Genomic DNA, 12,537 nt, shown 5'->3' on the forward strand with positions numbered 1-12,537 from the left:
TATTGATGAATTTTGACAAAACAGAATATGAAATTTCCCCATTTACTGTTGCTGTAATTCCAGAATGGCTTGAAAATGGTGAAGCAGGTGCACGAGTGCTTGAAAAGAATAATGAGTATGTCATTACACAATCACCTCGCAAGTTGATTGACCAAGCATGTAAGTTCTTCGGTTCTAGCCTAAAGGGAAGACAAGAAGGAACCAAAGGTGTTTGCGGTATCACCCATAAAGCCCCAATTGCTATTGATCCTCACAGTGGAATGTTTTTCTTTCCAACCACATCCCCACATAATTCAAACTGCACATGGATTGCCCACTCGCACATTTCTCACATTCGACCAATATCCCAAAATGAAACAGAAGTCCATTTTAAAAATGGAGAATCAATTAAAATTCCCGTTTCTTACGGTTCCATGATGAATCAAGTACAACGGACAGCTCAATTTCGATATAAATTGACCGAACGAATTCAGTATAAATGGACGCCTGGAAATGAAAAGGTTGCAGAGCCTTTTGTTTAAAAAATAATAGGACGAGGTACCATACTAAAACGAACTTTCGGTAGGGTACCTTTTTCTAATGCATTTTTATGTCCCTGTTGGTTTACGAAAAGAAGGAGAGGGAAGTACTTGATTCATAAGGTCATATAATAAGTCCTGTACCTTTTTACGTATAGCCGGATTAAAATAGCGTTTTTCTTCCTCATAACCATTTCCGAGAAATAGGTAAGTAGAAAAAGTATCATTTTTTTGTAAAAAAATAACTTGAAGTTTTTTTTGCTTCATCGTACTTTGAAGTTTCTTTCTTTCCAAACGTGCAACGTGTTCCATTTTTCGTAGTAACTCTAAATATGGTTCTTTAATTTTAAATGCTCCTTGCTCAATATGCTTAATATCCTGCTCCATTACAACAATGGCCATGGAAAGAAACAAAAATCTTGAGGTGACTTTAAAATCTTCTTCTTTTAGGTAACGCAATTTGCTTCCCTCCGAAAAACATAATAGAACATTTGTTCTTATTTCATTATATACGATAAATAACCATTTTAAAACTAAAAAGTTATGGAACACTAAGATAAAGGAGAGAAAATATTGTAAAAAGATGCGAAAAAATGTATGCAAAATCTTACATTTTCTTTATACTTTAAGGAAGTAAACTATTAATATAAGTTGTTATGAGCGCATAAGTTAGGAGCTAAACGATGTTACTCAAAATCGAGAATTTTTCTGATATAGGACAAATGATTGAAAATGATACTTTTGATGATTATATAAGAATGTTATTAGCTAGCTACGAAAACCTAGGCCCATTACCTGGTTTATTATTACCAATGTTAGAGGCGTTGCTACCGTTTTTACCTTTGTTTGTGTTTGTCTTAGCAAATTCAATGGCTTATGGATTATTAAAGGGATTTTTGCTTTCATGGGCCGGATCGGTAATTGGATCCATACTAGTATTCCTTTTAATTCGCAGATTAGGAAATACACGTTTTTTTCTATTTATTCGGAAAAATAAACAGGTTCAAAAGGTTATGTTATGGTTTGAACGACACGGTTTTGGACCGTTGTTTTTACTGCTTTGTTTTCCTTTTTCTCCGTCATCCGTTATCAATGTTGTAGCTGGGCTTTCTAAAGTTAGCTTTCAACAGTTTTTATTAGCTGTTTTGATGGGAAAAGCCGTAATGATTTTTACTATTTCCTACATTGGAGAAGGTATTATGTCCTTCGCTAAGCAACCAGTGAAAACGATTATAGTTGGAATATGTATTTTACTGTTCTGGATAATAGGGAAAGTAATTGAAAGAAAGCTACATAAAAAGTCGGAGAGAGAAGAAAGAGAAAGAATCGCCAAGTTAGCAGAAGAAGGATCAGAATAAACCGCCTACGCAACGACGTAGGCGGTTTTCTAATAGTCTACACAATTTCCTTAAACTACGAAGTAACTAAATGTGCTTTTATCCTACCGCTACGGCAATACACTTCGCTTTCCGCGGGCTCGCGTTGAGCCTCCTCACTCGCAAAGATCGCTCGCTGTGGGGTCTCAACGTCTTCGCTGTCCCGCAGGAGTCTACGTGTATTTCCTTCGCTAAGCATGTGTTCTATTACTTTTTTCAGGTCTAGTAATAGTTGATTGGAGAGGAAGTTAGTCGAAAAAATCCACAGAATAGAACCTACCTCAAAAAAAATCTCACTATGCTGTTTACAAGTAAAATCCTACCCATAACTGTTATTTACCTTTAGCATTTTAACAATATAAACCAAACCGATGAACAGGATTGCTATTCCCAACAAGATAAAGTGAAACGGAATAAAAGCAGCAAGGACGCTTCCGATGCTTGCTCCTGTTAAAAGCATGAAAGAATAAACGGAAATGGCCCGACCTTTTGCGGATGCTGCACATTTTCCAACAAGTAAAATAACCATTGGAATCGTTAAGGAAGTAGATGCGATCATGAAGATGGAAGAGAATATAAGTGTCCACTCATTTAATGTAATTAATGGGAATATAAAACCGATTGTCATTAAAATTAAACTGTATAGTAGGACATCTTTTGCTCCATATTTGGCTTCTAAACGGCTCGCGAAAAATGCTGGTACAATTCCAATTAATCCAATAATTCGAAACACTTGGAGGGAAAACGGAAAGGATTCACCGTTTTTTACTAAATAAAGTTCAAATCCTCCATAAAAAAGCATCACTGTAAACAATAGGAAGAAGGCGGTAATATACAATTTCTGCAATGGGGAATAGCGGATTAATGTTACAATATAACGGAGGAGATTTGTACTAGCAGTAGTCGTTTTTTCTTCTTTTGCTAATGTTAAATAGAGCAAGACAAAACAGATGAAATAGAAGCCACTGAAGGCGTAAAATAGAGTTTGAAAAGAATGTGAAAACACAAAATAGGCTGCAATTATTTGCCCGAATATCCCTGCGAATAAAAAGCCAGTGTTGATAAGGGCAATCGACATTGTCTGGGTTTTTCCTTGAAAATATTTAAATATATAGCTAAAAGCAGCTGGTGCAAAGCTAGCAGCAAAAAAGCCCTGAATAGATCTAGAAAACAAAAAAACACCATAATCGTTCACAAACGAAATAGAGTAGGTAACGATGCTTAAAATGAGCATGCCAATAAGTAATATGGTCCTTTCATTAAATAGATCGGTACCAATACCAAAGCATAGTAAACCAAAGGCATAGGAAATAATGAAACAAAAACTAGCTAAAGAGGAAAGTTGTAAGGAGATAGAGAACTTTTCCGTTAAAAAAGTTTGAACAGGTAACATTGTATATAAATTACTAGCGATAAAAATACCAGCAATAATGAGTATTGTACTTGTGACTTTTACATTTTTGATCATAAGAACTCCCTCTCTTTTACCATATCAAAGCACATCATGTTAACAAAAATGGTATTAGATGTAGGTAATCACGATTTAGAAACAAAGCTAAGTGAAGGCAACTTTTCTTTGCAGAATAATACGTAGTTTAATTTATGCAATAGGCAATAGTTTGGTTAAGGAATGGAGGCGTAAAAACGTGACATTACAATTTGTTTTAGGAAGATCAGGAACCGAAAAAAGTAATTTTTGCTTAAATACGATTGAACAAAAGTTAAAAGAGTTACCACAAGGTGCTCCTATTTTGTATATCGTGCCTGACCAAATGACATTCCAACAGGAGTATTCTCTGTTACAGAAGGAAGAGCTTAAAGGATCTATACGTGCTCAAGTATTTAGCTTTTCCCGACTTGCATGGCGAGTTTTTCAAGAAACAGGAGGGGGAACGAAGAAATTTATTTCCTCGACAGGGGTACAAATGATGCTTAGAAAAATCACCGAAGAACGAAAAGGTGATTGGAAGGTATTCCAGAAAGCCGTTGAAAAACAAGGTTTTATGGAGCAGCTAGAAGGAATGATTACCGAGTTTAAGCGATACCGTATTACTCCTGATCATCTAATTGAACTAACAGACCAAATGAAAAATTACGTTCATAAATATCCAGGAGAAAAAATGTTGCATCAAAAGCTAGAGGATCTATCCCATATTTATGAGCAGCTCGTCTTTGCGTTAAGGGAGCACTATATCGATAATGAGGATCAGCTTCAATTGTTGGCCGAAAAAATAGAAGATGCGGATTTTTTAGATGGGGCAGAAGTATTGTTTGATGGGTTTTATCGTTTTACCCCACAGGAGTTATTCGTATTAGAAGCATTATTAAAAAAAGTGAAAAAAGTGACAATCACGCTAACGTTAGATGAGGTTCCGCAAGAGGGTATAGAGGAGCTTGATTTATTTTTCCAACCGAAGCAAACGTACCTTCATTTGTTGGAGCTAGCTGAACAAGTACAAGTAAGGCTGGAGAAACCTATTTGGTTAGATCCAGAAAAGGAACGATTTGAGGGCAGATCTTATTTTGCCCACTTGGAAAGAAACTTTGATACCCATCCTGTTCGGATGTATCCAGACCCAGTTCCTATTAAACTAGCACAGGCAGTTCATCCTAGAGCAGAGGTGGAGGGTGTTGCACAGGAAATCCTTCATCTAGTAAGAGATAAGGGGTACCGTTATCGGGACCTTGCTATATTAATTAGAGAGTCCGCGGTATATCAGGATTTAATCCAAACGATTTTTTCTGATTATCAAATTCCAGTGTTTGTTGATGAAAAGCGAACGATGCTCAATCATCCTTTAGTCGAGCTTATTCGTTCTATGCTTGATATGGTAGAAGGTAATTGGCGCTATGATGCTATTTTTCGAGTATTAAAAACGGATTTTATTCCGACTAAGGATCCCGATTACCCTCTTCATCAAGAGTCCATTGACGAGCTAGAAAATTACGTATTGGAATACGGCATACGAGCTCGTTCACGCTGGGTTGAAAATAAAAACTGGATTTTTCAGCGATTTCGTGGTTTTGATTCCATGCGAAAAACAACGCAGGAACAAGAAAAAGAAACGAAAATTAATCGTCTACGTAGGCAGGTAACAGATGCGTTAGCGACAATAGACGAGGACATGAGGGAGAAAAACACAGTTAAGGATCGATGTGTTGCTATTTTTGAATGGTTAGAGCAGCTAGATGTAGCAACAACATTAGAAAAGTGGCGTAATCAATATGATGAAATAGGGGAACTAGAAAGAGCGAGAGAGCAGGAGCAAGTATGGGATGCGATTATTCAGTTGCTGGATGAAATGGTTGAAATGATTGGAGAAGAAGAGATGTCTTTATCTCTTTTCCGGACAACCCTTGAGACAGGTTTTGAGTCGTTAAACTTTGCCCATGTTCCACCGAGTATGGACCATGTCATTGTGGCTAGTGTTGACCGTTCGAGAATATCGAATGTAAAAGGGGCATTTCTTCTTGGTGTTAACGAAGGTCTATGGCCATTAAAACCACCAGCAGAAGGGATGATTTCCGAAGAGGAGCGCTCGTTGTTATCACAGCATGGTATTGCTCTCGCTGATAGTAGTGAACGTCAGCTTTTGGACGACCGCTTTTATGTGTATTTAGCATTCACAGCTGCTAAGGATTACTTGTGGATTAGCTATCCCTTAAGTAATGACGAAGGAAAAACAAAAACCCCATCTCCATTAATTAACCGAGTAAAAGAGATGTTTCCGAAATTAGAAGAGACGTTACTCCTTGAGGATGAAGACGAACAAAATCCGTTTCGTTTTATTTCAGTACCACAAAAAACACGTTCCGTACTCACATCACAGCTTGCAAAATATTTACGTGGTTATCCAGTACCGGAAATCTTTTGGGATGCGTTTCATTGGTATGTCAAAAATACAGATAAATTAGGTAGTACACGAAAAGTGTTTATGAGTTTATTTTATGAAAACAAACCTGTTACTTTAACAAAGGAAACGGTTAAACAAATTTATCCGCAGCAGTTAAATACGAGTGTTTCAAGGATGGAATCGTACTATCGATGTGGTTACCAGCATTTTGCGAAATATGCTCTAGCCCTTGGTGAACGACAAGTGTACAAGCTAGATGCGCCTGATATTGGTCAATTGTTTCATGAGGCCTTAAAGCAAATTACCGATTGGGTCATACAGGATGGGAAAAGTTATCGGGATTTAACTGCAGAAGAAGTCGAGGCGTATGCGAAGCGCGCCGTGCAAAAATTATCTCCTATCCTGCAACACCAAATTTTATTTAGCACAAACCGTTATCAATATATTTTGCGTAAGCTAGAAAAAGTTATTACTCGTGCAGCAAATGTGTTAGCGGAGCAAGCAAAAAGAAGTGAGTTTTCTCCAGCTGGGATTGAGCTTGGTTTTGGACCGAAAGAAAAACTACCAGCAATGAATCTACCATTACCAGACGGTTATGAACTCATACTTCGAGGTAGAATCGATCGAGTAGACCGGGCCGATATTAATGATGAAATGTTTTTACGTATTATTGACTATAAATCTAGTGCCAAGGATTTGAATTTAGTAGAAGTGTATTATGGTTTATCCCTGCAAATGCTCGCTTATTTAGATGTTGTGCTAAGTAACGCCGAACAGTGGCTTGGCAAAGGTGCGGAGCCCGCAGGAATGCTTTATTTCCACGTACACAATCCAATGATATCGGATCCGAAATCATTGCAAGTGGACGATATTGAGGAAGAAATTTTTAAGCAGTTTAAAATGAAAGGGTTACTACTGGAAGATGAACAAGTTGTGAAGCGAATGGATATCGATTTATCATCAGGTGTTAGTCCTGTCGTTCCTGCTGGTTTTAAAACAGATGGAAGCTTCCGAAAAGGATCCCAAACGTTACAAAAGGATTTATTCCATAGACTTCGTAGCTATGTTCGATCACTCCTACAGCAGGCTGGGACATCGATGACTAGTGGATCAGTTGAATTAAACCCGTTTCAAAAGGAACAGACGACAGCATGTACGTTTTGTTCGTATAAATCTGTCTGTCAGTTTGACGCAACATTAGAAGAAAATAAATACCGCATCTTGAAAAAGCATGGGGATGAGGAAATTTTATACAAAATGGGAAGAGAGGGGGAGAGTCAGTCATGAGGTGGACCGCAGATCAAGAAAAAGCGATTTATACAGACGGTACCGACGTCCTAGTCGCTGCAGCAGCCGGATCGGGGAAAACAGCTGTTTTAGTAGAACGTATTATTCAAAAACTATTAAATCAACAGAAGGCAATGAATATTGATGAAATGTTAGTTGTAACCTTTACGAATGCAGCCGCACAAGAAATGCGAAATCGTGTTGGTAGTGCGCTAGAAGCTGCCTTAAAAGATAATCCAAACTCTGTGCATTTGAAAAAGCAACTTTCACTGTTACAACGTGCCCATATTTCCACTCTCCACTCCTTTTGTATGGACGTTGTTCGAAAATATAGTTACCAGCTTGATATTGATCCCAATTTCCGAATTGCGGATGATGTGGAGGCAGATTTAATCAGGCAAGAAGTATTAGAGGAATTATTTGAGGATTGGTATGGAAGAGAAGGAGAAGAACAGGAAAGATTTTTTGATCTAGTAGATCGATTTTCGAATGATCGAAGTGACATGGAAATTGAATCCTTAATGATGAAGCTATATGATTTTTCGATGCAAAACCCTTCTCCGGGTAACTGGTTGGATCAAATGACGAGTATGTATCAGGTGACGCCTGAAACGAATGAAGAAGAGCTCGTGTGGATGGACATTATTCGATCTGAAATGAAAAGTCAGTTAGAAGCAATGATCGCAGAAGCAAATCAGGCATTACAGCTTACTAGAGAAAGTGATGGACCTTATCATTATGCCGAAGCCGTTGATGATGACCTTTTAAAATTTGCTAATGCGAAAGCGCTAGTCGATGGACCATGGGATAATTTGTTTCACTTTTTTGCAGAAAATAGTAAATTCCAAGCACTTGCTCGTAAAAAGGTAGATTGTGATGAAGATAAAAAAGAAAAATTCAAAACAATAAGAGATCGTTACAAAAAAAGATGGCAGGATGTAGAGAAACAATGGTTTTCCCGTAAACTTTCCTCCTACCTGCAAGACTTACAGGATCTGTTTCCGGTTATGCAGCAGCTTGCTACTTTGGTGAAAGACTTCCATGAGCGTTATCAAAAGCGAAAAAAAGATCAAGCATTAGTGGATTTTGCCGATTTAGAGCATTATTGTTTAGCTATTTTATTAGATGAATATTCTACTTTTGAAGCGGCGAAACCATCACAAGTAGCTGCACAGTTCCAAAAGCAGTTCCGAGAAATTTTGGTCGATGAATATCAAGATACGAACCTAGTACAGGAAACGATTTTGCAGTTAATTACAGCTGGTCCTGATGCAGGACACTTGTTTATGGTAGGAGACGTAAAGCAAAGTATTTATCGTTTCCGGCATGCAGAACCTTCTTTGTTTATTTCTAAATATAAAAGATTTGCTGAGGTAGATAATGAAAATGTTCGTATTGATCTTTCTCGGAATTTTCGTAGTAGGCAACAGGTGCTAGCAGCAACGAACTATGTATTTCGTCAAATACTTGATGAAGAGGTAGGGGAAATCAACTACGACGAGGATGCAGAATTAATCTATAGCAATATGATTTACGATGAGTTAGTGACAGAGCAAAATGATGCCGAACTCCTTCTTATTGACGGAGGAGAGTTAGGTGAAGAGGAAACAGAACATAATGGGGAAGAGGATTTTCGTGATCTTCAAAAAGCTCAGTTAGAGGCTAGAGCTTATGCAATGAAAATTAAACAGTGGATTGGGGACGAAGAAACAAAGTCTTACAAGGTAGTGGATAAGAAGACAGAGCAACTCCGAAATATCCAATACCGTGATATTGTTATTTTGCTTCGTTCCATGACTTGGGCACCGACCATTGTTGAAGAGTTAAAGCAACAAGGTATCCCTGTCTATGCGGAATTGTCCACTGGCTATTTTGAAGCAATTGAAGTAAAAGTAATGCTTAGTTTGTTAAAAGTAATTGATAATCCACAACAGGATATTCCGTTAGCAGCGGTTCTTCGCTCACCAATTGTTGGACTAGATGAGGAAGCATTGGCACAAATCCGATTGGCTGCTCCAAAAGAAAGCTATTTTAGTGCATTGAAGTCTTTTGTCAAAACCGGTGATAACGAATTAGTAGCTGCTTGCCATCAATTTTTGCTGCAATTAAAGGACTGGCGATTAAAAGCCCGACAAGGCTCGCTTTCCGATTTGATTTGGCAAATTTATCGTGAAACAGGCTACTATGATTTTGTCGGTGGAATTCCAGGGGGCAAACAAAGACAAGCAAACTTACGGGCGCTTTATGACCGTTCTCGCAGTTATGAAGCAACTTCCTTCCGTGGTTTATTCCGCTTTCTCCGTTTTATTGAAAGAATGGAGGAACGAGGTGAAGACCTTGGTGCTGCTCGTGCCCTTGGAGAACAAGAAGATGTCGTACGGATTATGACTATTCATAAAAGTAAAGGGCTTGAATTTCCTGCTGTTATTGTCGGTGCGATGGATAAAATGTTCAATGAGCAAGATTTACGGGCGAAATATTTGTTGCATAAAGACTTAGGTATGGGAATGAAGTATATTGAACCGATCAAAAGAATTATGTACGCTACACTTCCCTACAATGCATTAAAAATTGCGATGAGAAGAGAAATGCTCGCTGAAGAAATGCGGGTTTTATATGTGGCGTTAACCCGTGCAAAAGAAAAGCTAGTAATGGTTGGTAATGTAAAAGACCTGAATAAACGAAAAGAGAAATGGCAAAGTATTGTTGACCATCAAGACTGGATTTTACCTCCATATTTCCGATTAGATACAACATCTTATTTAAATTGGGTTGCACCAGCGATCTTACGTCATCAGGCAGGGGGACTATTGCGTGAGGAAAATTCGAAGCCTACTATTCCAGATTCTATTTGGAGCGATGCATCTCAATGGAAAATCAATGTTCACCATTCAAGTGAATTTGCAAATCCGGACACCGTAACAAAAGATAGAAAGCAAGATTTAGAGGAAGCTGTAATGGAATGGAAGCCACTTCATGAGAAGGGTGACCATTATGAAGAAGTAGAACGACGACTTACGTATAAGTATACGTTCGACCAATCAGCAACCTATCGTGCCAAACAGTCTGTTACGGAACTAAAGCGTCAGCGACAAATGAAAGATGAATACAGCGGAGATGCTTTATTGAAACAGTTTAAACGTCCAATTGTGAAAAGACCGCGTTTTATGCAAAAGGATCAAACGCTGACACCAGTTGAAATAGGTAGTGCCATGCATACGGTCATGCAGCATTTACCGTTTGATCATATCCTGTCTCAAGAAGAAATTGAGGAACATGTAGAAAATATGGTGGAGAAAGAATTGTTAACAAGAGATGAAGCTGATGTTATCGATTTACAAGCAGTAGCGTCCTTCTTCCATACAGAAATGGGAGTAAGACTTCTAGAAGCGCAGGAAATTCATCGAGAAATTCCTTTTAGTTTAGGCATACCCGCGAACGAAGTTTACCCAGACTGGCGGGAGGAAACCGATGAAATTGTTCTACTCCAAGGGGTAATCGATTGTCTTATTCCGAAAGAGGATGGCTGGGTATTACTAGATTATAAAACGGATCAGCTAGCCTCAACTATAACTGATAGGGAAAAGGAAAAGCTGATTGATCGATACAAGCTACAGCTTTCCCTTTATGCAAGAGCAGTAGAAGAAATTTGGAATCAACCAGTTAAAGAAGGTTATCTGTACTTTTTTGATCAAACGCTATTAGTGAAAGTTATTTAAGAATGGGCTGTCCATGTGTAATAAATACATGGACAGTCTTTTTTCTGTAGTACTTAAAGAAAGTGTTTTTGTCATCGATTGTTGCTTTTACATAATAGATGGAAAATGCGACGTAACTTTTATTTTCTTGAAGTAGGTGCTAGCTCACCGCTTCGGCAGAATACTTCGCTTTCCACGGGTTCCCACTGAGCCTCCTCGACTTCGTCTGGGGGGTCCAACGACGGTCACTGGTCCCGTAGGAGTCTACGTATTCTGCCTCCGCTAAGATACATGTTTTGATTTATGAGTAGTAATACCACATCATTTATATTTTGGGGAGTCTTCTCGCTCGTACAGCACACCATTCTAAGCCGCGGAAACATGCGAGACTCCTTTGGGAGAGCAAGAGTCTGAAGACCCCCGAGACGAGCGCTCTTTGCTCGCGAGTTATCATGAACGAAACTAGCTCCTTACTCGTAAATTCGTAGGTTAATTTGGTAAGAATGTTATTGATAAAAAAACATCAAAAAACCAAATCAGAGCTACATTACGAAAGGAGCTAGTTAATATGAAGGATACCATAAAATATGTAGGTTTAGACGTATCAAAAGAAAAAATTGCAGTTGCTATTGCTGAAGAGGGCCGCGGTGAATCAAGATACTATGGAATGATTCCCCATACACCAGAAGCAGTTAGGAAATTAATAAAAAAACTTGGAGAGTCTCACACTCTGCGAGTGTGTTACGAAGCAGGACCAACTGGATACCCATTATATAGACAATTACTTGCCTTGGGAGTTCATTGTGATGTGATAGCTCCCTCTCTAATCCCCCAAAGGCCAGGTGAACGTATTAAGACTGACCGTAGGGATTCTATTAGGCTCGCTCAGTTATATAGAGCTGGTGAATTAACTTCTATATATGTTCCTACCACAGAAGATGAAGCACTCCGTGATTTAATTAGAGCTCGCGAAGATGCAAAAGAAGATCAGCTAAGAGCCAGACATCGTTTGACCAAATTCTTATTGCGTAATAATCTTCAATCACCACCAGGAATCACTAGATGGACCAAAAAGTATCGTAACTGGCTAGATACATTAAAATTTGAAAATGCAGCTTTACGAGTAGTTTTTCAAGAGTATTATCACCAATTAAAAGAATTAGAACAACGTATTCTTAGATTCGAAGAGGAAATTAAATTACAAGCAACCGAAGGTGTGCACGCCCCAACTATACAAACTTTACAGGGATTAAGAGGGGTAGCACTTATAACTGCGACAAGCCTTGTAGCAGAGATTGGCTCTTTTAAACGTTTCCCAACTGCAAAAAAATTTATGGCTTATGTAGGGTTAATTCCGAGCGAGTACTCTAGTGGTGAGAAAAGGAAACAAGGAGAAATTACGAAAACAGGAAATCGACATGTTCGGCGTTTATTAATTGAATCTGCCTGGAGTTATCGATATCAACCTGCAGTAAAAGGGGATTTAAAAAGACGACAAAATGGTCTAAGCCCATCAGTTCAAGCGATTTCATGGAAAGCCCAAAATAGGCTCCATAAAAGGTACTATAGACTTCTATCTAGGGGTAAAGAAGGCGGAAAGGCAGTCACCGCAGTGGCAAGAGAATTGGCCGGTTTTATTTGGGCAATTACGCAAGAAGTTGAAGACAATCAAGGTTCTTAATTTATTACTATTGTAAAAATGCTTTTTTAACTTCAAAGTAGATAGGTGAGATTAGGGCTCGAAGGCAAAGAGTAATACCGGAAAGGAAAATCCACGTGCCTCCTCTGTGCTATATCTTAAAAA

General features: G+C 38.5%; 7 protein-coding genes. 5 read left to right on the top strand and 2 right to left on the bottom strand.

What is annotated here, in order from left to right; genetic code table 11:
* The first annotated feature begins 5 nt into the window (after positions 1 to 5).
* Positions 6 to 521, top strand: coding sequence for a competence protein ComK (locus HNQ94_RS15825; RefSeq protein ID WP_174497224.1), 516 nt, complete (start codon positions 6 to 8; stop codon positions 519 to 521).
* Between the two features lie 66 nt (positions 522 to 587).
* On the opposite strand, the gene HNQ94_RS15830 is transcribed toward HNQ94_RS15825, so the two are convergent.
* Complete coding sequence (locus tag HNQ94_RS15830; protein ID WP_174497225.1) at positions 588 to 977, bottom strand: YhjD family protein; 390 nt, start codon at positions 975 to 977, stop codon at positions 588 to 590.
* Between the two features lie 224 nt (positions 978 to 1,201).
* Here HNQ94_RS15830 and HNQ94_RS15835 point away from each other — a divergent pair, with 224 nt between their 5' ends.
* Positions 1,202 to 1,876, top strand: a complete 675-nt coding sequence (locus HNQ94_RS15835) for a TVP38/TMEM64 family protein (protein ID WP_174497226.1) — start codon at positions 1,202 to 1,204, stop codon at positions 1,874 to 1,876.
* Between the two features lie 337 nt (positions 1,877 to 2,213).
* On the opposite strand, the gene HNQ94_RS15840 is transcribed toward HNQ94_RS15835, so the two are convergent.
* Entirely contained in the window at positions 2,214 to 3,362 is a 1,149-nt protein-coding gene (locus HNQ94_RS15840; protein WP_174497227.1) for an MFS transporter, read from the bottom strand.
* Between the two features lie 178 nt (positions 3,363 to 3,540).
* Between HNQ94_RS15840 and addB the strand changes: the two genes are divergently transcribed.
* The 3 genes from addB (at position 3,541) to HNQ94_RS15855 (ending at position 12,414) form a co-directional block, all read left to right on the top strand.
* Positions 3,541 to 7,035, top strand: coding sequence for a helicase-exonuclease AddAB subunit AddB (gene addB, locus HNQ94_RS15845; protein WP_174497228.1), 3,495 nt, complete (start codon positions 3,541 to 3,543; stop codon positions 7,033 to 7,035).
* Positions 7,032 to 10,754, top strand: a complete 3,723-nt coding sequence (addA, locus tag HNQ94_RS15850) for a helicase-exonuclease AddAB subunit AddA (RefSeq protein ID WP_174497229.1) — start codon at positions 7,032 to 7,034, stop codon at positions 10,752 to 10,754. Before addB ends, addA begins: the two co-directional genes overlap by 4 nt.
* Before the next feature lie 547 nt (positions 10,755 to 11,301).
* Positions 11,302 to 12,414, top strand: coding sequence for an IS110 family RNA-guided transposase (locus HNQ94_RS15855; protein WP_184351841.1), 1,113 nt, complete (start codon positions 11,302 to 11,304; stop codon positions 12,412 to 12,414).
* Positions 12,415 to 12,537 lie beyond the last annotated feature (123 nt).

Source organism: Salirhabdus euzebyi (assembly GCF_014207435.1).
GTDB lineage: Bacteria > Bacillota > Bacilli > Bacillales > Alkalibacillaceae > Salirhabdus > Salirhabdus euzebyi.

Excerpts from the sequence above, each read along its gene's own strand:
- HNQ94_RS15825 (WP_174497224.1), top strand. The coding sequence starts at position 6 with ATGAATTTTGACAAAACAGAATATGAAATTTCCCCATTTACTGTTGCT.
- HNQ94_RS15835 (WP_174497226.1), top strand. The coding sequence starts at position 1,202 with ATGTTACTCAAAATCGAGAATTTTTCTGATATAGGACAAATGATTGAA.
- HNQ94_RS15840 (WP_174497227.1), bottom strand. The coding sequence starts at position 3,362 with ATGATCAAAAATGTAAAAGTCACAAGTACAATACTCATTATTGCTGGT.
- addA (WP_174497229.1), top strand. The coding sequence starts at position 7,032 with ATGAGGTGGACCGCAGATCAAGAAAAAGCGATTTATACAGACGGTACC.
- HNQ94_RS15855 (WP_184351841.1), top strand. The coding sequence starts at position 11,302 with ATGAAGGATACCATAAAATATGTAGGTTTAGACGTATCAAAAGAAAAA.